The sequence below is a fragment of the Marinobacter litoralis genome (assembly GCF_003336705.1).
Taxonomy (GTDB): Bacteria; Pseudomonadota; Gammaproteobacteria; order Pseudomonadales; family Oleiphilaceae; genus Marinobacter; species Marinobacter litoralis.
Genome location: NZ_QMDL01000001.1, coordinates 872494 through 898823, shown reverse-complemented (window position 1 = coordinate 898823; position 26330 = coordinate 872494). Strand labels below are relative to the sequence as shown.

The window sequence follows — 26330 nt, the reverse complement described above, 5'->3', positions numbered from 1 at the left end:
CTCTGTAGAGGTTAGTGACAGATCCGCGGTTTAAGGAAAGACCGAATGTTCAGTGACCTCAGCGTTCTCAGCTACGGCGCATCAGCGATCGTTTTTGCCGTGTTGTCCACCTTGGTAGCAACACGCTACCTGCGGCGCGAGCTTGATCGCGCTCTGTTTCTTGCGGCTTTCGTTACCACCCTTTGGGCATCCGCTTTGGTGTCTCAAAGCCTTTTGGGGGAACCCGGATTTTTCATCCGTTACCTTCTCGAGTTACTCCGCGACACTGCATGGTTGCTCCTACTTTTTGCTTTACTCAGAGACTCCTTCCGGCAAGCGGGATTTACCGGCCAACTCCGTAAAACGCTGGGGATCGCAACCTCAGTTCTGATCGTCGCTCTGCTGTCACTTGGCACGCTCGAATTTGCCTTCGATGCCGATCTGGTCAGCGGTAAAACAAAGTTAATCGGACAAATTGCTCTGTCCTTACTTGGCCTTTCATTGATCGAGCAGATTTGGCGCAACTCACCAGCATTGGGACGTTCAAGCGTAAAGTACCTGTGTATTGGTACCGCTACTATTTTTGCGTACGACTTTGTTATGTACGCCGATGCTCTGCTTTTCGGACAGGTAGCCGATTCGTTCTGGGATGCTCGCGGTTTCATTAATGCCGCCCTCGTTCCTTTATTTGCCGTCAACATCATTAATTCCCGCAAACAGCCAGTGGACTTCCAGCTGTCACGAGCCGCCGTATTCCATGCCGGTGCCTTGATTATGGGGGGCGGCTACCTGTTACTTCTCGCCGTTGGCGGTTATTACGTTCGCAGTCTTGGCGGCGAATGGGGCGATGCCCTTCAGGTACTGTTCATTACTATCGCTCTCGCTTTCCTTGTCACCCTGGTGATGTCCCGTCGAATTCGTGCCCGGATTATGGTGTTTATCAGCCAGAACTTTTTCGACTACAAGTACGACTACCGGGAAGAGTGGCTGAGGATGACCCAAGAGCTCGCCAACTTGAGTGACGAGCCGCCCCTACCCGAAAGGGCCATCCGGATTCTGGCAGATCTCGTTGAAAGCAACGCGGGCGTAATCTGGATAAAATCCGATCAAAACAACTATGAACTTAAAAGCAGCGTCAATATCGCCACGCCGAAACACACAACCATCGACGGCGACTGCGACCTTGTGCGCATGTTTCAGAACAAAGAATGGATTATTGATCTGGCCGAATACCGCGTTGACCCGCTTAGCTACGACTTAATCGAGCTACCGGACCCGATCACTAATCTTCCCGACGCGTGGCTGGTCGTTCCATTGTTTCTGGGCAGCGAACTGTACGGCATTGCGTTGATTGGGCGCCCCTATGCCAAAGTAGTTTTGAACTGGGAGAACTTTGACCTGATCAAAGTTGTGGCGCGCCAAACATGTAACTTGTTAGCCCAAGCCGATGCCCAAAACCGACTGTCACGAGCCATGCAGTTTGAAGCGGTCAGTAAAGCATCCGCATTTATGGTGCATGATCTGAAAACACTCATCGCCCAGCTGTCACTGTTGGTTAAAAATGCTACCAAGCACCGGGGCAACCCTGCCTTTATTGACGATATGATTTCGACAACAGATCACGCTGTTCGAAAAATGTCGAATTTGGTGGATCACATAAGGAAACCAGCAACGCCCAACGACGTAGCCAGGAGCAAAATTGACCTTACCGAGGTGGTACGCTCAGTTGTGGCCAACAACAGCCAGCGTCTACCTGCCCCCCAACTGTTGGGCGACCCACCACCTATTCTGGTGTGCGCAGAACCAGAGCAGCTCAGAAGCGTACTCGGCCATCTCATCCGGAATGCTCAAGATGCAACCCCACCGGATGGCGAAATCACACTCAACCTGAAAACAGCCAAAGGCAGTGTGGTCTTGTTTATACAAGACACCGGCACAGGTATGACCAACGAGTTTATTCGCTCGCAACTGTTCAAACCGTTCGAGAGCACCAAAGGTTTGACCGGCATGGGCATTGGCGCTTATCAAGCCCGCGAGTACGTGCAGGAGCTCGGGGGCAATATCGATGTAACCAGCGAGCCGGGCGTTGGATCTTGCTTCTCTGTACGCATTCCGATGGCGGGCACAGCTAGCGAAAAAACAAGCGTCTCAGAGACACCGTCAAACTTAGAAGTGCAGGCGCAACACAAAACCGTCAACTAATCGACGCTTCATGTATTTTTTATTGCCACAGCATTGCAAAGTGTCAATCTTAAGTTAAGAATCTTGTATAGGGAGCCTGCAAAGACAAACCGAGAGCCACCAACGGAACACAAACCAAAGGAATGATTGCTGTTGTGAAGCAACTATTAATTGTAGAAGACGACCCAGGCCTTCAAAGCCAGATGCGCTGGTGTTTTAGCGACGACGTTGAAGTGTCCGTGGCATCTGACCGTGACACTGCACTGGCCGCATTGCGCCGCCTCGAACCCCAAGTGGTTACCTTGGATTTGGGTTTGCCGCCTGATCCCGGCGGAGCCACCGAAGGCTTCGCGCTTCTAGAAGATATTCTACGCCTTTCTCCACAAACCAAAGTAGTTGTCGTCACCGGCCGGGAAGACAAAGAAAATGCGGTCAAAGCCGTGGGCATGGGTGCCAGTGATTTTTATCAAAAGCCCCTAGACGCAGACATCCTCACGTTTGTTGTGAACCGGGCTTTCCGCTTGGCCGAACTGGAGCAAGAAAACCGGTTACTGGCCAGTCAAAACAACGGTACGCACATCAAAGGCATTGTCGCATCAAGCCCGGAAATGCTCACCATATGTCGAACGGTCGAGAAAGTTGCACCAACCGATGTCACCACACTGATCACCGGTGAAACCGGTACCGGCAAAGAACTGCTCGCTCAAGCGTTACACGATCACAGCCAACGGGCAGACAAACCCTTCGCAGCCATTAACTGCGCAGCCATTCCCGAGAATCTGTTGGAGAGCGAGCTTTTCGGCTTCGAAAAAGGCTCATTCACCGGGGCTACACAGAGCAAAAAAGGCAAGATCGAAAGCGCCAACGGCGGCACTCTATTCCTCGATGAAATCGGCGATATGCCCATGCCCCTGCAGGCGAAATTACTGCGGTTTTTGCAGGAACGGGTGGTCGACCGCGTGGGGTCCGTGAAACCTATTCCGGTGGACGTTCGAGTGGTGTGTGCGACTCACCGAAACGTGCAAGATTTGATCGCTGAAGGCGCATTCCGCGAAGACCTCTATTACCGCATCAGCGAAATCACGCTGGATGTGCCCGCCCTGCGTGACCGAGAGGGCGATGCGATCGTTATTGCGCAATCGCTGCTGATGAGTTTGGGCAAGCAAATGGATCGCCCTAACCTCTCTTTTTCCGAAGACGCAGCTTTGGCAATCAGCGCCTATGCATGGCCAGGCAACGTTCGTGAAATGATCAACAAGGTCAAACGGGCCATCATCATGGCGGACGATAAGCGCATTACGGCTGAAGATCTGTTACTTCCCTATGAGCAGGCTTGCGACTCTGATTACCAGCTAAACCTTCGGCAGGTTCGCGAACACGCCGAGCGAAAAGCAATTCTTCAGGCGCTCTCGAGTTGCGGACACAACATGGCCCAAGCCTCACGCCTGCTCGGCATCACACGGCCAACGCTTTACAACTTGACTGACAAGTACCGGATAGAGACATCAACCGCTACCAACGGTACCTGAGAGCCTCGAACGGAATAAGAAAGACCCGACATAAAAAAGGAACAGGGCATGAACATGAACAACATTGTGCGCGCGTCATTACTCTCAGTTGCCATCGCTTCGATCGGCCTAGCAGGTTGCAGCAACGAACCTGACATGTCGCAGGACGACATTCAGTACATCAGCCACGTTGACCAAGCACGCTTTTTCCAGAGACAGGGCGAGCTAAAAGCAAGCACCATCGAGGCTCGGAGTGCCATACAGCTCCAGCCAGATCGGCCCGCGCCCTACTTTGTCATTATCGATAACTTATTAACGGCCGGCGATGCCGCCAATGCCGAGCGTCAAGTAGACAAGCTGGTCGATGAAATCGGTGCCGATCAGTTAACTCAGGCAGATAAAAACAAAGCCGCCCTGATTCGCGCCAAAGCAAGGGCACTGAGCGGTAAAACCGAAGGGGCCCTCGAAGCCCTCAAACAACTCAAATCGCCGTCCCCCGATCAGTCGCTGGAAGCCGACAATCTGAAAGGCCAAGCCTGGTTGATCAGTGGCGATCTCGAAAAAGCCGAACAGGCCTACCAACAAGCCATCAGTAATCACACAAACAATGCATTGGGCCACATCGGATTATCCCGAGTAGCCGCCGCTCGAGAAAATTTCGAAAGCGCCAAAACACATTTGGGCCACGCCGAAGGTATAGACCCGGAACACGAAGAGGTCTGGCTCTGGAAGGCTCAGCTGTCGCATATACAGGGTAACTGGGCAGCAGCGGAGCAAGCGTATATTCGAGCCCTGGAAACCATTGGGCAGTATGACGTAATGACCTTCCAAAAGTACCAGACCATTTCGGCTCTGGTCACAGTCTTGCGCCAACAAGGAAAATCCGCCGAAGCCTTCGTCTACGAAGAAATTTTGGCAAAATCCGCACCGGGAACCATCAAGAGCAACCTTGAAGCTGCCACCGCCGCCTACACAGACGGGGATTTCGACACAGCCGGCCGTTACCTACAAGAAGTATTAAATCAGGCTCCAGGCCATGAACAAAGCACCCTGATGCTGGGTGTTGTTCGGTTTCGACAAGGGCGAGCTGAAGAAGCCGAAAAGCTACTCGAGCCTTTGGCGAAGATGGAAGATGCCGATGGGGTCCGAAAGTTACTGGCCGCAACACGAATTTCAATGCGTGACCCTCAGGGCGCACAGTCCATACTCGATAACATAGACAACAAAGATTCAGACCCACAAACCCTCGCTCTAGTCGGCATCGCTGCGCTTGCATCGGGCGACGACCAAACTGGTCGCCCACTGCTGGAAAAGTCACTGGAACTAGACCCAAACAACCACAACCTCAGAATTCGCTACGCTGCCTACCTGACACAAATGAACGAATACGAGCCTGCGCTCAAACAGGTGCGCGAAGTACCGAAAGAGGCTGACGAAGCATTACAAGCGCAACTCCTTACCGCCCGCATTCAAACGCTCTCCGGCGATGCCGACAGCGCCCGGAAAACTCTGGACAACTGGCTTGCAGACAACCCGGAGAGCATCCGTGCTCTTCTCGCAAGAGGTCATCTAGCAAACAGTCTGGAACAGTTTTCAGAGGCTGACAAATATTACAAAACCGCGCAAAACAAAGCGCCCGAAAACCCTGCCCCGCTCGTCGCGCTGGGTAACTTAGCCAAAAGTTCAGGTAACACCGAGCAGGCCATAGAGTTCTATAAGAAAGCGATTACTCTTGACCCCAACCACGCCGCTGCCATTCAGGCTGCTGCAGTTACCATGGGCCGGGACAAGCTGACCGCTTTCATGCAGAAGATTAACGAAACAAACCCAAAAGCTGCAGGCCCTCGCTTGGTGATGCTTGAGTCTGCGCTGATCAACAACGAAGCCACTCAAGCGGATGAACTCACCGCCCAACTCATGGAGCGCGAGCAGGAAGACCTGCCCAGCCCCAACGAGCCGATGGTTGCCACAGTCTATGAAGGCATTGCCACCCAAATGGCGCAGCGTGGGAATTTCGAACGAGCACTAGAGATACTGAATAGAGGCCGCATTCTATTCCCGGAATCAGAAAGCATCTCTCTCAAGCTGGCTGCGGTTGAATTCCAGCAGGGCAACACATCAGAAGCGCGAGATGCTTTGCAAGACGTGAAACAACGCCACCCAGACTCCCCCGCCCCTTACCAGGTTGAAGCTAACTTCTACGAAAATACCGGCAAACACCAGCAAGCGGCCGAACTCTATGAGCTGGCAATCGAGAAGCGCCAAACCCCCGAGCTGGAAGTTGCTCACGCGCGCGCCCTCGCTCGCTCCGGCCAAGCTCAAAAAGCACTGGAGTCTCTGGAAGCTGCATCTCAGCAGTTCCCTAACAACCAGCCCATTCTTTTAAGTTTGGCGATGACCCATCAGCAGCTTAACCAGCCCGAAAAGGCCATTGCGCGGTATCAGTCACTGATGGACATTAACCCTGACAACCCTTTAGTACTGAACAATTTGGCTTGGCTGTATTACGAGAAGGGGGATAGGCAGGCAGCTAACCTCGCTCAGAAAGCCTATAAGCTTGCACCGAATAATGCAGCCATTGCTGATACTTATGGGTGGATTTTATTCGAGACTGGGAGGCAACCCGAAAGCCTGCCCGTGCTCGAAAAGGCTCATGAGCTGGATCCGGAATCCCAGGAAATTGCTATGCACTTAGTGGAAGCTTATCGCTCAGCCGGCAAAACAGATCAGGCTAAACAAATCATGGCCAAATTCGAAGAAACCAGCAAAGGGTAACTCGTATAACCGCACCGGCGTCATAACCAAACGTTCCTAATCGCCGGTGGCGGCCCCCCTCTTTCGCAACAATACTTTACTTAATGTTTCAAAACATAATAAAGGTGAGGTATGGCTACTATAAAAGCATTGGGGCTAGGCACGATGGTGGTAGTAGTCAGCGGATGTCAGAGCTGGCAGTTCAGGGATATTGAAAAGCTCCCACCGACGGCCGCGGTTCCTGAAGTGAGCACCAAGGGCCAGGTAGACGTTTGGTACTACGATTCGGTATCCGGCAACAGCGTTCAGAATCTTCTGGACTCAAACAAATACCCTGATGCTCCCGATGAAGTGACCACGTTTACCGAACTTCGGCAATCGGCCAGCCGCGGTAACAACTACGGGACACTCATTCAAGGCTTCCTCGCGCCCCCCACCACTGGCGAATATACCTTTTACCTAAGCGGTGACGACGAAACTCAACTATGGCTCTCTGAAACCGAGAATCCTGACGCCGCAGTTCAGATTGCTATGACGATGGCCACACCCTTAGACAACTTTTCGAGGTACAGCTCCCAAACCTCTGGCGTGCATTTCCTTGAAGCCGGCAAAAAGTATTACTTTCAGCTTCGCCACAAAGAAGGCGGTTGGGACGACCACTTCACGGTAGCCTGGTCTGGCCCCGGCATCTCACAACAAGTGATTCGGGGCGAACATCTATACAGTTGGGCTAAAACTGCACCGGATGCCAAGCCTGAATTGGGGGCAGCTGAAGCCTATAAACTTGGCTATAAAATCGGTTACTTCGATGCTGAACAAGGCTTGAGTTTCAATGATACTTATCCGCCACTCGACGAAGATGGCGACAACCTATACGACAATTGGGAGACACTACACGGCCTAGACCCACGTAACCCAAGCGATGTGAATTCAGATACTGACAACGACCTAATGACCGCGCTGGATGAATACTGGGCAGGAACAGATCCTAACGCGGAAGATACCGATGGCGATGGCATACCCGATGGATATGAATACGCCTTTGGAATGGACCCAACCAACCCCGCTGATGCCAGCTATGACACCGACGGAGACGGCTACAGCGCTCTCGATGAATACTTGGCCAATACGAATCCCGACGATGCAACCGATGCACCGCTTGCCGAACCCGTGTACGAGCCAGGCTTTGTTGGTCAATACTTTACAGGAACCAACTTTGACCAGTTTGTTTACAGCCAAAAGGACGCAGAGATCGATTTCAGCTGGGGAAATGGTGGACCTTCCCCTGACATGCCAAAAGACAGGTTCAGTGTCCGCTGGCAAGGTTGGTTTACTCCACCCCACAGTTCAGGCACGAAAGAGTATACGTTTAGCACCACCACCGACGATGGTGTGAGGTTATACGTAAACGGAACATTGGTAATCGACCAATGGAAAAACCAGTCGCCCACAGAATACACGGCGACCGCCAGCCTAGGTGCTGACCAGCCTGTTGCTGTCAACATGGAATATTTCGAATCCGGCTGGGGTGCCGCGGCTAAACTCACCATCAGCGAAACCGACACCGGCAAGATTCTCGCTCCGCAAAACGTTATTCAACAACTTGCACTAAACAGCGAGTTTGCTGAAAGCAGCATAGGAGACGGAATAGATGACCTTTACAAGTTGCGCTATGGTTTACCCCTTTTAAAGCCGGTCGCCACACAGGTATTTAACAACAGCGGCGTCACTGTTTTGGATGCCTATCAATCCGGGCTTCACCCTTACACTCTCGAAACTGTTTCGGCCCCCGATGCGCCCAACACAGCGGAGCCGGCTCCCAGCGATCCCACGCTCGGCAGCGTTACTCTGTCATGGACACCACCCGGCACACGTGTAGACGGCAGCAGCATCTCCCTCAGTGAAATCAAGAACTACAAGATCTCATACGGCCAAAACGTCGAAACATTAAACCAATCGCTGGACGTGGCAGCAGGGACGACAACCACCCAGATTACTGGCCTAACCGCCGGGGTTTGGTTCTTCACGATCCAGGTGATTGACAATAACGGGCTGAGTAGCGAGCCCTCTGAACCCGTTCAATATTCTGTTAAGTAAGAATACAGGTCGTCGAGATACTTTACATAGCACTCAAGTAGCCCGAATTTAACGACTAAATTTCAACAAGTTATATATTGGCATAGTGCATGCTTAGTGAGTTATTGAAGTATTTATAAGATCGCTCACTGGAGGAGTGGACAACATGAAAAAGCTTACTCAAGGTTTAGCACTGGCGGCGGCGATGGGCGTTACAGGTTTTGCTCAGGCTGCTTATATTGACGTTGTTGCAAACACAGGCCCTGCAGAGGCACCTGTTGCAGTTTCAGCAGATAACGACTACGCAAACGGAAATGGGATCCCAAACGGAGATTTCATCGGACCCCAACACTACAGCCTCGCGGATACCGTGCTGCTGTCTCATTCGCTTGAGTCAGTATCGAGCGACCCATTCAAGCTTACGTTCACGTACCTAGGTAAGGAAGCCGGTTATACAGGCTCCTTCCTGTACGAAGGCTCAGAAGTCTTTAACACCGGTACCAGTGCGCTGGGAGATACATTCAGCGTTGTTTACGGTGGCGGTTTAGCGAAACTCGATTTTGGTTTCTCTTCCGATGCTTGGGGAAATCCAGCCGGATCAGTATCCAATATGGGTACAGGTAATGTAGCCAACGGCTATAACTTCTCTATCTTTGATGCAGGAGAAGACTGGTTCATCCTGAGCCTGGATGATAACAACCAAGTCGACGATAACCACGACGACATGCTTGTAATGGTTAAGGCTGCTGCTGTTCCTGAGCCGGGCACACTTGCCTTGCTTGGTCTGGGCTTAGCCGGTATTGCGGTTCGTATGAGAGGCCGTAAAAAAGCATAACATCCATGGTATTGTGCTATGGTTTAAGGCCCTGCATTTGCAGGGCCTTTTTAATTGGCTCGATGAAATGAAGATACGGGTTGTATACGCCGGCAGCGGCCGTGGTCTACAAAAAGATGCCGAAATACTATCCATGGCATTGACACAACTTGGGCACAAGTGCGAGCTGTGTTGCGTACCGCCGACCCCACCATGGCGCAACAAGCTTTCCCGATTGCGAGGCCTCGCCTTCGAAAGAACTCTCCCAAAGGCTGTCGCCTCCCGTTATTACCTATGTAGAAGATGGTTAATGGTGCGCTTAAGCAGGTCTGCCCGAGACATTAACTTGGTCATCCATCTTGAGAACGTGCGCCCCTCGGAGTTACACCTCAACGCAACGCACTGGCTAATTCCGAATCAGGAATGGTTTATAGAATCCCGCTTGCCTTACTTACGGTTTATTGATCAGATTCTTTGCAAAACCCACCAGGCTGTCGAAATTTTTTCCAGTAAGCACTCAAACTCACGATACCTTGGATTCACCGGCTCCATTTGCCCAGATAACCCTGAACCGCTCCATAAAGACTATGAGCTCGCCCTGCATGTTGCGGGCAACAGCCAATTCAAAGGCACGGATGCTCTGGTTAACTGTTGGAAAGATCACCCGGAATGGCCGAAGCTGGTAGTGGTATCACAACACCTACAAGGAGTTTCAGCTCTTTCCACCAATATTCAGCATCATCAGTCGCTCCCTGAAAAGGATCTAACGGTGCTTTGGGAAAAGGCTGGACTAGCGATCATACCGTCAGAAGTAGAAGGTTACGGGCAAGTTCTAGCGGAAGCCATGGCTCACGGCTGCGTCACCATTACAACCGATGCCCCGCCCATGAATGAAGTTATCCACCGAAAGCGCGGCTTCTTAATTACACCCCTAAGGAATGAACCATTCCGGCTCGGCACTCGTTATTTCGTCTCTCAGACAGCCATTGAGAAGGCCATGGCAGAAGTCTTGAATGTAAACGAACACACGCTCAAAGAACTGTCTACAGCGTCTATCACTTGGTACCGCTCAAACCATAGTGAGTTCATTCAGCGATTGCAGGCCTATCTCAATCAGATAACCCGGCAACCTCCTGGTTAATAGAAGACACAGATTGCGGGAACGTTGTCTCCACAAAGTTCAACAGGCTCTCCTGAGGTGTACAATCACCACAACGGACAGCCGCAATTAGAAGGCTTGCGTCACTTCGCTCACTGAAAAAGCCAAGCACCTGCGCCAATTTTGCCCGCCATTGATCCGTCTCCCATCGCCCTTCCACCATATAACTGTATGCGATATGGATCTTCTCGCCCGTCGCCAGGCTTTTCAGAGTGATTCCTTGTATCGGGATATTTAGCTTACTCGGCACCTTATAAAACTGCTCCGGCACCCATAAATTCGTGTCATAAAGACGGTTTGTATACTGGACCAGCTCAGCACGATGGCGCTGAAACTCATAGGTAAAAACGCCCAAGTAGAATTGTTCATCCAGGCTACCGTCGGTAGAAATCTGCTGACGATCAAATAGGGTTTGCGCATAGGCCCAGTCGGGGTTTTGAATTTGAGGGCGCCAGCCTGCAAGCTGTGCCCCAAATACCGGCGCGTACCGCTCCTGAATGTCGATACCGTAGCTTTTGGGTTGATCCAAAACCGATGACCGCTTATCTGGTAGCGCAGCATAAGTGACGCCAACGCAAAGCAAAACAACCCCGAGCGACACGCCAACTGCTTTTCTTTCTTGCACAAACGTAGTTTCAGTGGATGTATTGCTCTCACATTTTTCGTCTTGTAGCTCAAGCCGCCGGGCAATAAAGTACAGTGGCACCAAAGTGGCTGCAAACACCCACCAGCCAAAATTATCGTGATCTTCTATTAAGCTGGACTGCATGTTGGTTTCGTAGCCCATATAGATAATGACAAACACCCGAATCCAATTGGCAACCAGAGCAAACGCAACTCCGCAACAGAAGAGCAAGACTCGAGAACGCACCCGTGAGAGATACAACTCACCGTAGATCAATACCAACGCCTGACCAACCAGCAAATACCGCAAGCCTGAACAGCCGTGGGCGACCTCGAAGGTGCCTACGCCAATCAAATAGACAAATACGCCTTCAACCTCGAAATCAATATCCAGTAACCCAAGCAGAAACTTGTTCACTGCCACAGTAATCAGTTGAAGATTCCACGATAAGAAATCCCAAACGGGAATTGTAAAAAACAGGAGCCCTACGGGGATAATTAGCCATCGAACTTGCCGCCAACCCATTAAAACTGCCAATGCGCTAAGCAGCATTGGCACTAAGGTAAGCTGTTGCAATGCCTGTAAACGAATGAGGCCGCCAAGCCAATAGCCCAACAAACACAAACACAAAGGCACAAGCCAAAACGGATAGAAGCCGGCAACAATAGGGTGACGTTTAACGGCCTGTACGGTCAGGAAAACTGAAACCGCCAGCAAAAGAAAGCCATGAGAGTAGGATTCATCCAGCTTAAGCCAACGCGAAACCACGCCCTCAAGAGTCGGTAGGACTAACAGCACAACCCCAAACAGCATTACGAGATATGGCAACAGTTGCCTTACAACACCGCGCCCTAGAATCCCTTCCCTATTCATAAATGCCCTGTTTATAGTCTGAAAAAGCGATTAACGGACGATACCAAGCCCTGCGGCAGATACCCCCTCGCACCGTAGGCCATCTTTAAGACAGAAGAACGTACATATTCAACTGTAGTGAATCGAACAGTTTGGCCCTTAAAATGGCTCTTGTAGAATGTGTTTTTGCCTGATCCAGCCAACAAATCATAACTGGCAACATCCATGCATCTAAACGCAGCCTCAATGCAGTAACCCAAATGCAAAGTACCCACCGATATCTTAGGGTGGAACTCCTCAAGAAACCCCGCCTGCAAATTGTATACGCGGTCCCCAGCACGAATGTCATAGAGAACCGACAAGATTTTTCCATCAGACTGCAATACAGAAAGCTGTGCTCTTTGATTGTCAGTCAGCCTATCTAAAAGGAGTTGGTGAAATCGTACCGCGTCTTGGTCAAAACACGGCTTCCCCCACCGGGCCACGTGGAAATTATTCAGGAGTTCCAAAAAGGCGCCAGGATCTTCCCAGGCTTGAAACTCACCGCCCAACTGCCCTTCAAAGAGTGACCGACGGTTATAGACTTTAAGCCGCGTGTTTTTGCCAAGACTCGTAAGCCACTCGTCATACCCCCCCCTTGTGTCAACAGCGACCCCCTGAGCCTCACTGCGAACGTGGCAGGTGACGTTAACCTGTTTACCAAGTGCTTGGGCCCAACTTTCTATCTCACTCCCCAACGCATCCGCAAGAATAAGCTCATCCCAAGCTTCACCCTTTAAATAGTCAGACAACGCCTCAAGCGCCTGCGGCTTGTGCTGAGTGTCACAGATACATCCAATATATTCAGTGCGTACGGTGGGGCCCAACTTCCATGCATTACCAATTATGTGCAGGCGTTTTAAGTCCCATCCAATCGGAGTTCTGTACCGGCTAAAGTATAAAGGTGCCAGCGCGATAAGCCGGCCCGCGTCGTCATATACTGCAAGCAACAACAATTTCAGCTGTAGCTTGTGCCCCCAAACTTCCCACCAAGACGCCTGCCATGGCCAGCTCATAAACAGAGGGTCTGCATCGCTTCGCGAGAGCAATTGCCCCCAGTCGTTCTTAAGAGCGAAAAACTGTGCCTCGCTGAGCGCCCGAACGGTGTACATTAACTCGCTCCGCCGCGGAGCAAATGAACGGCCAACTTAGCAGCCAGCCGCCATGGGCCGGACCAAACAGGATACTGCAACAATGATCGCCCTAGGTCCCGCCCGGCACTCCTGGAGCGGCCTACCGACAGTTCGTAACGCCCTTTTCGATGATAAAAACGACTCAAGCCCTGACGAACCTCTAGTGAATCGAGTGCATCCGGGTATGCCTTCAAAAACTCCAAAATGAGCTCTTCATTTGCTTTAAAGCGACTGTCCTTATCACTGGAAATTTGATCTTCCATAACCCGGTAATATCCCAGAACTTCGGGTAAATACAAAAACTGATAGCGAGTCGAAAAGCGCAGCCACAGGCCATAGTCCTCTGCGAGCCGATCATTGCTATCAAAGGCCCCCATTTCGTCGAAACAGTGCCTACGAGTCATGGTCGTGTTCATGCTTACAAAGTTGTCGCAAATCAGCATTGGGGTTATCCGGCCAGAATAACGCGTCATCCGATTGATGCCCAACTCACGCCCTTCAGCATCGATGACTACATAGTCGCCGTATACAACATCCGCTTGAGGATTCTCGTCAAACGCCCGCAGGGAAGCCGCCAGCTTCGTTTCAACCCAGGCATTATCCGAATCCAGAAAACAGATAAAGTCTCCGACTGATTCAGCAACACCACGATTCCGCGCCACACTCTGCCCCTGGTTCGGCTGCTGAACATAGCGAACCCGAGAGTCGTTCGAATACCCCTTCATTAACTCTGGTGTGCCATCAGTTGAGCCATCGTCAATCACGATCAACTCAAAGTCACCGAATGTCTGTGCGAGCACACTGTCAATCGCGACTGGCAGATAGTCTGCCCGATTAAACGTTGGCGTGATCACCGATACCCGAGGCTTATTTTCCATGACTGCTACGCTTCCTTGTCCTGCCTACCCGATTTTCACTTGAGCAATACGGCTAAAAAAGATCGCCATACGGCATATTCCCTAGGCGCATACCGAATCGCCTTAACGATTTCCTTCAACCCTGCTGTTTTGTTTCCTATGCTTCCCAAGTAGCGCCCTTTGCGAAGATAAAAATGCGCAAAGCCGAGATCGAACTCTTTAACCGACAAGGCATCAGGAAAGTCACGCCGGAAATCACGAATAATCTCTTCGTTAACTATAAAGCGCCGGGTCTTATCGGAAGAAATCTGATCCTCCATCACCCGATACCAGGCCCAATATTCTGGCTCATACCGAAACAGGTACCTGGCTGACAAGCGAAGCCACAAATCGTAATCATCCGCAACCCGTCGCTTACCGCTCATGCCCCCCATCTCATCAAAACAGCGCCGGCGGGCCATGGTTGTGTTCATCGCCACGCAATTATCCTTAATCATCTGGCGCGCAATCCTGCCCGAGTAGCGGGACATATTTTTACGGCTGAGCTCACGCCCCTCTGCATTGATAATGACATTATCGCCATAGAGCACGTCTGTTTCCGGATATGCTTCAAACAACCGAACTTGCTGTTCAAGCTTTTCCTTTGGCCAATAATTATCGGAATCCAGGAAACAAATGAATTCCCCTGTCGCCTCGGCCAAAGCCAAATTTCGCGCTACACTCTGCCCTTGGTTCTCTTGCCGGAACAGCTTGATCCGGCTATCGCTCAAGTATGGCGCCAGCACTTCCGAAGTGTTGTCATCAGAGCCGTCGTCAACGATCAAAAATTCAAAATTCGGGTACGTCTGAACCAAAACACTATCGACCGCCTCGGCTATAAACTCAGCTCGGTTGTACGTTGGCGTGATGATGCTCACTAAAGGCTGATGATCCGACATTACACCTGTTCCCTGTGATTGATTTGCTCACTCCAAGACTCTCTCGCGGCTTGTAACAGCTCACCATCGGAATCTCCCCCCATAATGAACCAACCTTGAGTGTTCCGTTCACACTCACCCGAAGTGAAGGCTCTTTCGGATGTCCATACATAGAAACGTGGTTGTTCACGCCCCTGGTAAAAGCCCAGCGACTTCATAACTTTTTTGAACTGCGAGTCCGACGTCATCGCAGAGAAAGCCTTAGCATCAGACCAACTATTTAGCACTCCTTTAACCAAGGCTCGTTTAACGGCTATATCTTGGGCGGGCCCCATGTAGTCAACAAGACGTACCTGCCCACCAGAGGCCCGAACGATACCAATGGCTTTTAATTGGTTGGCTCTGTTCTTTAACTCGAGAAAACGGTAAGAAGCCAAAGGATGCGTTTCATAACGCCAATGCAGGTAGGACCAGTTTCGAACAACCACCTTGTCATAACCGGTTTTCACCTCATCCCACAGAGCGTCAACGTCGGATTGCTTGGGAAGTGAATCTTGCACTGAAACGGAGTACTCATCTCCTCCAGACGTCCAATTAACAGCCGAAGTCAAACACTGGAAAACAGAAAGCGCGTGGTCCCGAACGGAAGATGGGCACCGAATCTTTTTAAGAAAGTGAACGTCCTTATTCGCGTGCCAGCCCATACGCTCCAGAACAATGGCTGCGACTGGGCTAATACCAAAAGAGATGAGTATCGGAGATCGTTGAGCAAGCTCCTCTTTGATTAAGCGCCCGACGCCCTTACCCCGAAGTTCACTGCAAACTTTGAAATCACAACTCCACAGACCTTCCCGAACCTGACCGTTCCAAAGCATGGCCACCGGAACCACACCATTAAAACCGACAACACGTTGTGCATTTACCGCAATCACAGGGCTAAAATTGTGCTTCATCGCTCCCGGATTCAATAAAAACTGGTATTCCCATAGGTCCCTTTTAAAGGGTACATCAGGAAACAACGCCAATACTTGGTCTCGATGTAATTGATCGTTATAAGGCGAGATTTCAACCAAGGGACTGCTCCAGCCAAGCAAGAAACATTAGAATCCCCCACAATTCCGAGGAGTAGTCCTCCCGCCCGCGCAAGTGCTCACGCCAAAAGGCCATCACAACTTCTTCATCCAAGAAGTCTTGCTTACGAAATACAGAAGGCTCTAGTAAAGATTCTGCCCAATCGCGCAACGGCCCTCGTAACCACTGACCAATTGGCACCGCAAAACCTTGTTTGGGGCGGTCAACCAGAGCTTGTGGCACATGCCGAAAAAGGACGCTGCGCAACACCTGCTTCCCAACACCACCTTTAACGTTATAGCTCAAGGGTAGTGATAGCGCGAAAGCGACCACTCTCGGGTCCAGCATTGGGATGCGCGTTTCCAAGCTGCAAGCCATTGCAGATCGGTCTACTTTGACCAAAATATCATCCGGTAAATACCAGTTAAGATCTCGCCACATCAGAGTCTTCATACTGTTGTCTGGCACGCTTTCTGGTAGAGAGTTATTTAACCCATAGCCACCCTCAGGAAATGGCTGAGTAAAGCACTCCGGCTCATTCCAAAATGATACCGACTGACGATAGAACTCAGAGAGATCACCTGCTTTTGCCATGGCACGCTCTGCTTTCAAGCGATGGGCAACCGCCAAATGTGAACGCCCTTTCTGCGAGGGTACAGCTGCTCGTATGGCCCTGCTTGCCAGAGCCTCTGGCAAGCAGGATGCAGCTTTGCGCCCAAGGGATTTCGCACCAAACCGGTTCTGCCAACGATTAAACACCGATTGATAACGGGTGTAGCCGCAAAACAGTTCATCACCACCATCCCCGGAAAGCGCAACGGTAACGTGCTTACGGGTCATTTGGCTGACCAAAAAGGTTGGCAACTGAGAGGAGTCTGCGAAGGGTTCGTCATAAAGCTCTGGCAATCGAGGAACCAGCTGCAAAGCATCCTCTGGTTTTACGTATAGCTCGGTATGCTGGGTGCCAAGATGGCACGCCACTTCTGCTGCATGAATCGCCTCGTTGAAACCGGGCTCATCAAACCCAATACTGAACGTCCGGACTGAATTTGAGGCCCGAGACTGCATCAGCGCAACGATTGTTGAAGAGTCAATACCACCTGAAAGGAAGGCTCCTAAAGGCACATCAGACACCATCTGATCTTCTATCACATCGCCCAACAAACTCTCGAGTTGCCGACTGCTCTCTGCAAATGTGCCCGTTGCCCGAGCAGCGAAACAACTTTCAAGGTGCCAGTAACGTTTAGGGGCTGGAGTCAGCCCGGGAGTTGGGCTCGTTAAATCAAAAGAAATCAGCGAAGCAGGTGGTAACTTGAAAATCCCGGGGTGAATACTCCATGGGGCTGGAATAACGTTATGGCGCAGCAACAGGGCCAACGCTTTCGGCTCTATGCCTCCTTTCCAGTCCGGATGCACACGCAGCGCCTTTAACTCAGACCCAAACAGTAGTGTTTTCCCCTGCCAACCGTAATACAGGGGCTTCTCCCCCATACGGTCCCGCGCTAGGACGAGCCTTCGTTTATGGGTATCTACCAAGGCAAAGGCAAACATTCCTGAGAAACGCTCGAGGCTAGTTTCTAGCCCCCAGTTTTCAATAGACGCAAGCATGACTTCAGTATCTGAGTGCCCTCTGAAACCGCAGCCATGTTTTTCTAACTCGGCCCGAATCTGTCGGAAGTTATAAATCTCACCATTAAACGCGATAACATAACGGCCAGAGGCCGATGCCATGGGCTGTGCCCCTGCCGGAGACAGATCCTGAATAGCCAAGCGCCGGTGAACTAAGCCCACACCCAACCCTTGACCAACCCAAACGCCATCTGCATCAGGCCCACGATGAGAGATTGCCCGGCCCATCCCCCGTAACGTATTTTCTGCTAGCCCAGCATCCAGAGAGCTTACGAACCCGGCAAAACCACACATCCCTTAGTTCCTTCCCGCCATGCGAACAATTCGACCGCGCAGATACGTTCGCTCATCCCTGCTTAACACTAACAACCAAAACGCCACCAGCCAGGCAGAACTGCTCAAAAGCGCGCCGGCGACAATATCAGCGTAGGAATCGTAGATCAGATAATCCCCCATACCCAACAAAATCAAAGCCATAATCCCTGCCGGCAAAAAGGCAGGAAGCACAGACCAACGAAGATACTCCCTCACTGGGAGCTCCAAATGTTTACAGGTATAGCGGAGATACAAAGGTACAAAAATCAAACCTGGCACCACTGATGCGAAAGCCACGCCCTCCAGACCAAAAGGTTGTACCAGAACCAGACTAAGCCCGATATTCATGGTCGCTGCTATGGGAGTAAGCCTGGCAAAAATACCATGCTTATTTATCGCGGTGAGATAGCGGCTGGCAAATGGATTGATAAACGGAAGAACGGTGAAGAAAACCAGAAAAACAATCAGATACTTAGCCTTCTCACCAAACTCAGAGCCAAGCCAAATATTGATGAACGGGACGCCCAAAACCAGCGCACCCGCCCCCATGGCAAATACAATGCTGACCACGTATCGGGATGACATAAGAAATACCCGACGGATCATCTCGTCTTCTGCCTGGGCGCTTAACCCACTGAACAGGGGCATAAAAGCATGAGTCAACGTCCAGCCCAGTCCACGAATGTGTTGTGTTAGGTTTGCGGGTATGCTGTAAAACGGCACCACAGCGGGCCCCAGAATCAAGCCTATAACCAGAACGTCTGTCGCATTCTCAACACGGGTCGCTATACCCTGAACAAACGACTTGAATCCGAATACGATGAGCTCCCGAAGCCTAAAGGAGGAAAACATCTCCCATTGGGCGCGAACAGCACCGTAGGCCGGGCGCGCGAGAACCCACATGAACAGCAGATACTTAACCGTGAGCCCAATCGCATTAATGCCCGCGAGAAGCACCAATCCGTTCTCCGGTGTAATCAGGCTATATAGCAGTACAGATCCCACCACCGAGTTCACAATGGTGATGTTGTTTTTCAGGTAATACTTCTGAAAGCCTTCAAGATAACTTTCGGCCACGTATCCCGGAAAAGAAATCAGAAGATAGGCGCCAATAATAATCAGGAACAACGTGTACTTTTGATGGGGTTCACCCTCCGGGGCCAGTGTACCGCCAAACCAAAATCCCCATGAGAAAAAGAACACAAACAGCAGTAGGCCGACCACCGCCATGAAGGCGAGCGCAGACATATAGACAGACTGAAGTGCGGTTTCATCCTTCTCTGCCAGATGCCTGGCGGCATAACGGCTTATAGCGGGGCGGAGGCCAAGATCGAGTATGCCCATATAGCCAATAACCGCACCAATCATTTCCCAAAGGCCGTAGTCGTATTTGCCCAGGTTGTGGACAAATACGGGGGTCATAATGAAAGTAATGACTAGCTTTACGAACATGACTAGGACGTTTGAGCCAGTATTAACGAGCAAAGTACGTATCATGAAGCTTGACCGGTCAACTCGTCATAGAGTGCACGCAGCTCGCTCGCTGGGCGACCAATGTGAAAACGCGCGATGGCGGTTTGCTGATAGTCCGAAAAACGATCTTTACTCGGGTCAGCGACCTCCGCTTTGATGGCGAGAGAAAGACCTTCAGCGCTACCGGGCGGAAAAATCCTTGTGGGCGAACCTGCAACCACTTCTCGAAGGCCGATGCAATCAGTCGAAAGCAACGGGACACCAGCAGAAAGCACTTCCATAGCCAACAAACCACAAGCCTCCCAACGAGAAGGCATAACGACCATGTCTACCGCTTTTATCATCGCGGGCATATTGTCTGTCCCGGGCATTTGAACGAACTCGTCAGCCAATCCCAGACTTGTCAGGTACTCGTAGTCTTCCCGGATAAAACCACCCCAACCAAAAGTCAGCACACGGGGTAAGGGTTCAATACCTTCTTGCTTTATTGCCAACATTGCATCCACAAGAGTACGAAAACCTTTCTGGCCCATAAACCGACCGAAAAAACCAATGAGAGGCGTTGATGCTGATATACCAAGTTCAAAGCGAAGATCTGCTGGCTCACCCTGACTGAAAAAATCCGTATCCACACCGTGCAAGATTGGCTTTAGCCGCTCAGCACGAACGCCGGGGAAAAACTCGCTGAAGTTTCTGGTCGCGTCCTCTGTTACCGTGTGAATACGTTCTATTCGACCAAAAAGCCGCGCCATAGCCAGTTTGCGAACCTTTCCTTTCAAACCTCCAAATTGTGAGTCAAGAAAGACATCATGAGCCGTCATCAAGTGTGGCGACTGGCTGGAGAGGGTTCTTACAATTTCGGTTAGTACACCTGCGCCAAATCCATGGGAGTGAACCAAATCATGCTCTCTGGATTTCAAGACGCCTCTCAGTGCAACAGCGAAATCCCACGAATTCTGAGGAGCAGGAATTACCTCAATTCGATCATACCCAACCACAGCATTAAGGTATGATGACAATCCATTGTCTGGCGCATACAGGACAAACTCGCAGTCATCAAAGCAAGGTTGGGAATATACGTACCTGAGAAATGTCTTTATGCCCCCGCCTGGCTGAAGAGCAGCCATTAAAACCTTCATTAGCATCGTTCCTGATTTTCATTCAATGACTTCCATGCTCGTACTTCTCTGGGATGCCTATTTTGCAAACTCGAAGCCAGACGGTAATGGTGGTTTACTGCATCCTCTCCATTCAAACCCTCGTTTCTTTCGATCTCATCTGCAGATGGGATTAGCCTTCCGAAAGCAATCACAAGGCCCGCAAATAGGTACCAGTAATACTGAGAAAGCCCCCAATAATTAATGCTGTATACAATATACATCCAAAAAATACAGAAAAGAACCTTATTTAATCGCAAAAAATAGCTACCGGAATCTGAAACAATGCCGGTCATCTTCGCCCTAACTGACTTTAGTTTCTTAGCGATTTTCACCAAAAACATCGTAAATATAATAAAACCAACAACACCGAGCTCAATTAAAACTTCAGCATATAAGTTATGACTTGCCTGTCTTGACCCTAGCTTATGTGTTTTGGCTTCGGGAGTTGTTCCCAAACCATGACCGACAATTGGCCTGCTCAACCCCACTTTAAATTCATTAACCATTCCACGAATTCTTCCTTCTGCCGAAGCTCCGCCAGCAGTATCCCTATCGATAAGCGATAAATATCTATCTTTTTGGATCGGTGTCATAACGCTAAACGCACAAACAACAACTATGACACCTAGCGCAATTAATCCAGCCTTTCGCCTTGACTCCTTAAACACAAAAAAAGCAACTACCAGTAGAGCAATAAATCCACCGCGAGACATAGTAAGTATCAGCGCATAGAGAAGCAAAGGAATCAGGGCTAAATATACCCCCTTACTAAACCAACCCTTGGGCCAAAGCAAATAATGTAGGAATGGAATGACTGTGGCTATAACAAATCCCAATTCATTCGGATTAATTACATCAGCTGGCGCACCTGAAAGCCTGTTTGCAAACTCAGCACCCTGAAGGTGTGTTGCACTCCCCCAGTATCCCTGGGTTATATTAAGATACAATGGTTCCAGAACACGAAATATCTGACAAAATACGAATACAACGACGAACCACTTGAGACGTTTTTCTGTATCTATAGTTAGCGCTGTAAAGAACAGAAAAACCACAGCCTTCAGAAAGGTTTCCCAATTACCTTTTATAACGCTCCCCGGCCACTCTACCAAGGGCAAAGTCAGAATAATGTACCCCACCAGAAGGAAAAACCCACGAAAAACAGGATCATCGAAACGCCCTTTGAATTTTTCTCGTTCGACAAACAATAGCGTTGAGAGAATCAAAATCCCTATTAGGGTCGGCCTCAGAGTACTGTAGCCGGGAATCCGTACTGAAAACCGAAGGAAGTAATCTACGATAAAATACAAATAGAATAAAAATGTAAAGGTACTGACAGTCTGCGTCGAAAGTCTCGCCCTAGAGAGAGTTGACGCTCCAACCGCCAAGACCATTACGCATTTACTCCAGGGCTTGCAATATCAGTAGTGCCAAGAAAAAAATCTCTCCGCAGTCTTATATCCCTCCTTAGCCTATGCCCCAGCAATTCAACGCCAGATGTAGCCTTGAAGAATTGAAACATGTCATCGCCACTCACATGACGCCGCATTAAAAACGGATCTTTTGTCCCATTCGCATCAGGGAATGCCGTCACTGCGCCGAGGAACCCTGAGTCTTCAACCAACGCAGGCAGGAAATACTGGAAATCAGATGGCTGACCATTTGGGTAGCAAAAAGTACGCGAGCGCCGCCCCAAGTTTTCGTTCAATGCATTACTACACCCGACTATTTCTACTTTAGCCTGAGATTGACTGACCCTCCCCAACGAAGGGTGGGTAACTGTATGGCCTCCAATTTCAACACCATTCTGCTGCATCTCCGCAAGCTCATCCCAGCTTAACGGCTCAAACTCCGGGGGAATCGCCTCGGGAATAGCCTTTCCGAGCTGGCGGGCCAACTCATCGATGAACCAATGTTTCTCATCATCAGGCAACGACAAAGCGTGATCGTTCCATTGCTGCCAATAGACTTGACGTGTTTCGGCATTCACCGGTCCAGCCTCACTCCTTAGAGCATCGATCGTTACTGCTTCCTGAATATAGTCGACCTGGCTCAACAGCCAGGTAATCTTATCCGGCCACAGCCAGAGTTTACGTTCTATAAACCCCGTGGTAACAAACAGCGTGGAAGGTACCTGGTACTTCTTGAGGATCGGATAAGCATACTGATAAAAATCGCGGTAACCGTCATCGACGGTAATGACAACCGCGTGAGAAGGCATGCGACCGTGCTCACGCTTATACTGCATTAATCCAACCAGCGAAAACGGATTGTAGTTATCCTTGATGTGTCGGACCTGCTGTTCGAAGAAGTGTGGACTTGCCCACCCTTTGACCGGCGGATCCGAAAACCGGTGATACATAAGGATGCGTGGCTGGTTCCGGCAGATCTGCCTGGCTAGCTGATAGCCGCCCCAAGGGCCCAGCGTGCGAATGGTTTTCGAGAACAACCCCATACTGCATTACTCCTTGTTCAGCAGAGAGCCATAAACTTCCTGATGCTGCCGAACCATCGTGTCCATACTGAAGCGCTGTCTTGCATTAACGCTGGCATTTTCTCCCAAACGGGCACGGAGATCACCATCAAAAGCCAATGCTCTGAGGCGTTCCGCCAACTCACTCACATTACCACAGCCATACAAAAAACCGGTTTCTCCGTGGGCAATCGCTTCCGGATTGCCCCCCACGGCGCTACAAACCACGGGCAATCCCGCCTGCATATACTCTACCACGGCGTTAGAAAAACCTTCGGATTCAGAACATAACAAGCCGATATCCAGGCCGGCGAGACAACCCCTCACATCCCTACGCGCGCCCAGGAAGTGTACCTGCCCTTCAATTCCCAGCTCTTTTGCCACTGCTTTGAGGTCCCCGGGCTCCCCATCTCCAATGATAACCAGGTGTAAGGCAGGACGTTGCCCTGACAGCAACCCTACCGCTCGTATCGCATCTTCCATCCGTTTTATCGGACGGATGTTGGCGACAATTCCAGCGAATACTGCATTTGGATGCCCCACTCGCAATTCCTGTAGATCGGAAGGTATTGAGGGTTGCACCTCCTCAAACTCGTATCCATTGTAGATCACGTGAGTATTTTCTGAAGAAACAGGCTCATGCCGAAGCGTCACTTCCTTAACCGCCTCGCTGTTGGTGATCGCAGCGGCAACAAAACGACCACTTAGGTTCAACAAAGCCAGATACTTGCGCGTGTACCAATACCCCATATCCCGCCTGGAGATAATCGTTTCGATGCCAAGCAAACGGAAGATCGGCGGACAGACGACCGAGGAATCATTAAAAAACACATGAGCCAAGCGACCACCAGAAGCTCGAAACCGCCGGGCGGTTTGCCAAAGCGCATACCAGGTAGCCACAGAAAGAATACGATGCTGTCCCAAAACCGAGTAATCACAAGGGAATCCGCCAACCTGAAGAAACTCCGAATCCCGGAAGACCAGCAGGTGAGGTTTGAACCTGGTTCGATCCAGGCCTCTAACCAACTGGAAGAGCTGTCCCTCAGTACCAGCATTGGGATTGCGGAAGTGGTCGATAACAAAGAGAATGGGCTGCGGTGCGGAATCCATTAAACCTGCTCTCGCCCTATCAGAACCATCAAGGCACGGGCGGGGTCAAGCAAACCTGAAGAGATAAGGTGGGGTAACGCCTTGGCCTTGCGCCGTTCTCGCCAATAGGTCTGCCCTAATCTGAATTGAAGAACCGCTTTGCGTTTTCGAATTGTGCTTCTCATGTAGGGATACCGTTCATTCGCACGGCGAAGAATTTCCAACCCAGTAAGCCAGCGACGTTCGAGCCCTTTAACACTAATGGAGTCATCATGTTTTCGGTAATAGAAAGCAAGCTTCGGCAAATAAGCGCATTTAGTCGCTTCCATGATCCGAATAGCCATATCGTGATCCTGGCCGGCCCTAAAAGATTCCTCAAATAAGCCAGCCTTCTCAAATACCGAACGACGAACAAGTGATCCCCCTGGCAGCGCCATGTAACAATCCAGGAGTAGCCGGTTAGGATCACTCAGTTCCTGATGACCATCACCGGGAACTTTGAACAAGAAATTGCCATCAGCATCTACTGCATGACCTTGGCCATAAACCATACCTGTTTCGGGGTTAGCTTCCAGGAATGCTACTTGATCGGCCAATTTTTCTTTGGCGAACATGTCATCACTGTCCAGAATTGCAATATAGCTACCGGCCGCTTGGTGAATACCCAGGTTGATTGATGCAGACTGGCCCCGATTCCTTCGCTCAGGGTGAGTCAGAAGTACCAGTTCTCCTCGTTCTTCCCATTGTTGTATCTTTTCATAACTGCCATCCGTCGATCCATCATCCACGACAATAACCTCAACCGGACCGTAAGTCTGGTCAAGCGCCGAGTTAATGGCAGCCTCAATATAGGCTGCACGATTATAGGAAGGGATAATTACGGAAACCAATTCATTGGATGACGACGGCACAACACTATTCCTGGAGGGCATGGAATTAAGAAAACCTCGGAAACCGGACACCTAGCTCGGATAAATACCTGTAATCATCAGCCAGACGATCACGACTTTCATCATTAAAATAATGAAAGTCGAGTCGCTGGCTGTAGAATGGTTCTATATCAACCGTCCAGGCCTTGCCATTATTGATTGACCAGTCCCGGAGCATATCGTTAAGTTTACGGGAATTAGCCTGTGCACTGATATTATCTATCGCAGTCTGTCGAACCTGATCGTGCCCTTCAAAGTTCCTGTACTCCAGTATTTTCTGCCGTAACTCCCTGACAGACTTCACCAGTGCGCCAGTCTTTTCATTGATCAGGGTTTTAGTACCAATATGCGCATTGCTGAACATGAGCACAGGGGTGCCAGACATCAGAGACTCGGCAACGGCAATAAACGACCCTTCTCGGTAAGACATCGCACAGAACATCTTGGCCATCCGAAAATATCGTCTCAGCTCTTCCTGACTCGGATCCTCAACTATCGTTACCTGATCCGATACCCCGTATTCCGCTGCCTCCTGACGAATGCTCTCAGCGGTCCGGGAACCCAGCGGAACACCCACACAGGTAACCTTAATATCCTTAGGCAACCCCTTTAACGCCTTGAATAACAACCAATGCCTTTTGAAACTTGCGAAATTTGCAACCATCAGGCAGTCAATATCTCTTGGTTGAGCTGGCCCATCAAAGAACGCAGGATTAACCCAGCTGGCCGCATTAAATGGGAGCGAGTGACAATTAGCGCCAAGAGTTGGGACCAGCTCCAACTCATGACTATGAACTGGCATAACAAAGACAGGCTGTTGATCAGCTGCAGCGACCAACCTGAACAATTCTTTTGAGTACAGGCCACTCCATGAAGGGATAAAAACAAGCTGATACCGAGCGAGAACCCGATCAATACCGCCGAAGTCAACCAACTGGGCCAACTGATTCTCAAAAGAAACTAACAAAATCCCTTTTTCGGTATTCGAGACGTAGCACTTAATCACCGCACAGTACGACAGAGATACGGCCCGCGAGCGCTCTACCGAACGATTGAGACTAACAGCTAATTTTCGAGCCTCTACTAACTCAATTTTATTTGACCAATTTCTCGGAAAATGAGCTAAATGTCCCGCTAGCTGAGATAGCCTACCCTCAGGATCTATTGTAAAAAGGCTCATAATACGGCTGCGCCACTTACCTACCATGAACCGCCAGCCCGAAAGATCTAATTCGCGCGCAAAATTAAGTGTTTCTCGCACCAACTTCCCTGTCATAAACAACCTCAAGAGATCAGTTAC

At 50.3% G+C, this 26330-nt stretch carries 19 protein-coding genes; 6 read left to right on the top strand and 13 right to left on the bottom strand.

The features are described from left to right. The first annotated feature begins 45 nt into the window (after positions 1-45). The 6 genes from prsK to DOQ08_RS04125 all read left to right on the top strand — a co-directional run bounded on the left by prsK (position 46) and on the right by DOQ08_RS04125 (position 10453). Positions 46-2181: an XrtA/PEP-CTERM system histidine kinase PrsK gene (prsK, locus tag DOQ08_RS04150; RefSeq protein ID WP_114333612.1), complete on the top strand. Its 2136-nt coding sequence runs from the start codon at positions 46-48 to the stop codon at positions 2179-2181. Positions 2182-2303: 122 nt separating this feature from the next. Continuing rightward, positions 2304-3689 (top strand): PEP-CTERM-box response regulator transcription factor, encoded by a 1386-nt coding sequence (prsR, locus tag DOQ08_RS04145; protein ID WP_206074768.1) that lies wholly within the window; start codon positions 2304-2306, stop codon positions 3687-3689. A gap of 48 nt (positions 3690-3737) precedes the next feature. Beyond that, positions 3738-6443 carry a tetratricopeptide repeat protein gene (locus DOQ08_RS04140; RefSeq protein WP_114333611.1) on the top strand — a complete coding sequence of 902 codons (2706 nt, stop codon included), beginning with the start codon at positions 3738-3740 and terminating at the stop codon, positions 6441-6443. 111 nt (positions 6444-6554) lie between these two features. Continuing rightward, positions 6555-8519, top strand: a complete 1965-nt coding sequence (locus tag DOQ08_RS04135; RefSeq protein ID WP_114333610.1) for a PA14 domain-containing protein — start codon at positions 6555-6557, stop codon at positions 8517-8519. Positions 8520-8664: 145 nt separating this feature from the next. Then, a complete protein-coding gene (locus DOQ08_RS16035) occupies positions 8665-9333 on the top strand; it encodes a PEP-CTERM sorting domain-containing protein (protein WP_227537479.1) in 669 nt (222 codons plus the stop codon). Between the two features lie 37 nt (positions 9334-9370). Beyond that, positions 9371-10453, top strand: coding sequence for a glycosyltransferase (locus DOQ08_RS04125; RefSeq protein WP_227537478.1), 1083 nt, complete (start codon positions 9371-9373; stop codon positions 10451-10453). Here the strand turns inward: DOQ08_RS04125 and DOQ08_RS04120 are convergent. The 13 genes from DOQ08_RS04120 to DOQ08_RS04060 form a co-directional block, all read right to left on the bottom strand. Continuing rightward, on the bottom strand, positions 10422-11909 hold the full coding sequence (locus DOQ08_RS04120) for an exosortase/archaeosortase family protein (RefSeq protein WP_227537515.1): 1488 nt from the start codon (positions 11907-11909) through the stop codon (positions 10422-10424). The two genes, DOQ08_RS04125 and DOQ08_RS04120, sit on opposite strands and share 32 nt — an antisense overlap. A gap of 71 nt (positions 11910-11980) precedes the next feature. After that, positions 11981-13099 carry a GNAT family N-acetyltransferase gene (locus DOQ08_RS04115; protein WP_114333608.1) on the bottom strand — a complete coding sequence of 373 codons (1119 nt, stop codon included), beginning with the start codon at positions 13097-13099 and terminating at the stop codon, positions 11981-11983. Beyond that, positions 13099-13998, bottom strand: coding sequence for a glycosyltransferase (locus tag DOQ08_RS04110; RefSeq protein WP_114333607.1), 900 nt, complete (start codon positions 13996-13998; stop codon positions 13099-13101). Before DOQ08_RS04110 ends, DOQ08_RS04115 begins: the two co-directional genes overlap by 1 nt. A 35-nt stretch (positions 13999-14033) precedes the next feature. Continuing rightward, entirely contained in the window at positions 14034-14915 is an 882-nt protein-coding gene (locus DOQ08_RS04105; protein WP_114333606.1) for a glycosyltransferase, read from the bottom strand. Further along, entirely contained in the window at positions 14915-15967 is a 1053-nt protein-coding gene (locus tag DOQ08_RS04100; protein ID WP_114333605.1) for a hypothetical protein, read from the bottom strand. Before DOQ08_RS04100 ends, DOQ08_RS04105 begins: the two co-directional genes overlap by 1 nt. Continuing rightward, complete coding sequence (gene asnB, locus DOQ08_RS04095) at positions 15960-17888, bottom strand: asparagine synthase (glutamine-hydrolyzing) (protein ID WP_114333604.1); 1929 nt, start codon at positions 17886-17888, stop codon at positions 15960-15962. The genes DOQ08_RS04100 and asnB overlap by 8 nt, the downstream gene beginning before the upstream one ends. A 3-nt stretch (positions 17889-17891) precedes the next feature. Then, positions 17892-19406, bottom strand: a complete 1515-nt coding sequence (locus DOQ08_RS04090) for an oligosaccharide flippase family protein (RefSeq protein ID WP_114333603.1) — start codon at positions 19404-19406, stop codon at positions 17892-17894. After that, the gene (locus DOQ08_RS04085) at positions 19403-20521 is read right to left on the bottom strand and encodes a glycosyltransferase family 4 protein (RefSeq protein WP_165823605.1); all 1119 of its coding nucleotides are present in this window, start codon (positions 20519-20521) and stop codon (positions 19403-19405) included. The genes DOQ08_RS04090 and DOQ08_RS04085 overlap by 4 nt, the downstream gene beginning before the upstream one ends. Then, entirely contained in the window at positions 20521-21765 is a 1245-nt protein-coding gene (locus DOQ08_RS04080; protein WP_165823603.1) for an O-antigen ligase family protein, read from the bottom strand. Before DOQ08_RS04080 ends, DOQ08_RS04085 begins: the two co-directional genes overlap by 1 nt. Positions 21766-21932: 167 nt before the next feature. Then, positions 21933-22994: a polysaccharide deacetylase family protein gene (locus tag DOQ08_RS04075; RefSeq protein ID WP_114333600.1), complete on the bottom strand. Its 1062-nt coding sequence runs from the start codon at positions 22992-22994 to the stop codon at positions 21933-21935. 6 nt (positions 22995-23000) lie between these two features. Then, positions 23001-24122: a glycosyltransferase gene (locus DOQ08_RS04070; RefSeq protein WP_114333599.1), complete on the bottom strand. Its 1122-nt coding sequence runs from the start codon at positions 24120-24122 to the stop codon at positions 23001-23003. Continuing rightward, positions 24122-25012, bottom strand: a complete 891-nt coding sequence (locus DOQ08_RS04065) for a glycosyltransferase family 2 protein (protein WP_227537477.1) — start codon at positions 25010-25012, stop codon at positions 24122-24124. Before DOQ08_RS04065 ends, DOQ08_RS04070 begins: the two co-directional genes overlap by 1 nt. A 25-nt stretch (positions 25013-25037) precedes the next feature. After that, entirely contained in the window at positions 25038-26306 is a 1269-nt protein-coding gene (locus DOQ08_RS04060; RefSeq protein WP_165823601.1) for a glycosyltransferase, read from the bottom strand. Positions 26307-26330 lie beyond the last annotated feature (24 nt).

What these genes read in the sequence shown, in the direction of transcription:
- DOQ08_RS04075 (WP_114333600.1), bottom strand. Translation starts at nt 22,994, where the DNA reads ATGGGGTTGTTCTCGAAAACCATTCGCACGCTGGGCCCTTGGGGCGGC.
- asnB (WP_114333604.1), bottom strand. Translation starts at nt 17,888, where the DNA reads ATGTGTGGTTTTGCCGGGTTCGTAAGCTCTCTGGATGCTGGGCTAGCA.
- DOQ08_RS04110 (WP_114333607.1), bottom strand. Translation starts at nt 13,998, where the DNA reads ATGGAAAATAAGCCTCGGGTATCGGTGATCACGCCAACGTTTAATCGG.
- DOQ08_RS04070 (WP_114333599.1), bottom strand. Translation starts at nt 24,122, where the DNA reads ATGGATTCCGCACCGCAGCCCATTCTCTTTGTTATCGACCACTTCCGC.
- DOQ08_RS04060 (WP_165823601.1), bottom strand. Translation starts at nt 26,306, where the DNA reads ATGACAGGGAAGTTGGTGCGAGAAACACTTAATTTTGCGCGCGAATTA.
- prsK (WP_114333612.1), top strand. Translation starts at nt 46, where the DNA reads ATGTTCAGTGACCTCAGCGTTCTCAGCTACGGCGCATCAGCGATCGTT.
- DOQ08_RS04120 (WP_227537515.1), bottom strand. Translation starts at nt 11,909, where the DNA reads ATGCTGTTTGGGGTTGTGCTGTTAGTCCTACCGACTCTTGAGGGCGTG.
- DOQ08_RS04090 (WP_114333603.1), bottom strand. Translation starts at nt 19,406, where the DNA reads ATGATACGTACTTTGCTCGTTAATACTGGCTCAAACGTCCTAGTCATG.
- DOQ08_RS16035 (WP_227537479.1), top strand. Translation starts at nt 8,665, where the DNA reads ATGAAAAAGCTTACTCAAGGTTTAGCACTGGCGGCGGCGATGGGCGTT.
- prsR (WP_206074768.1), top strand. Translation starts at nt 2,304, where the DNA reads ATGATTGCTGTTGTGAAGCAACTATTAATTGTAGAAGACGACCCAGGC.
- DOQ08_RS04085 (WP_165823605.1), bottom strand. Translation starts at nt 20,521, where the DNA reads ATGAAGGTTTTAATGGCTGCTCTTCAGCCAGGCGGGGGCATAAAGACA.
- DOQ08_RS04135 (WP_114333610.1), top strand. Translation starts at nt 6,555, where the DNA reads ATGGCTACTATAAAAGCATTGGGGCTAGGCACGATGGTGGTAGTAGTC.
- DOQ08_RS04140 (WP_114333611.1), top strand. Translation starts at nt 3,738, where the DNA reads ATGAACATGAACAACATTGTGCGCGCGTCATTACTCTCAGTTGCCATC.
- DOQ08_RS04115 (WP_114333608.1), bottom strand. Translation starts at nt 13,099, where the DNA reads ATGTACACCGTTCGGGCGCTCAGCGAGGCACAGTTTTTCGCTCTTAAG.
- DOQ08_RS04105 (WP_114333606.1), bottom strand. Translation starts at nt 14,915, where the DNA reads ATGTCGGATCATCAGCCTTTAGTGAGCATCATCACGCCAACGTACAAC.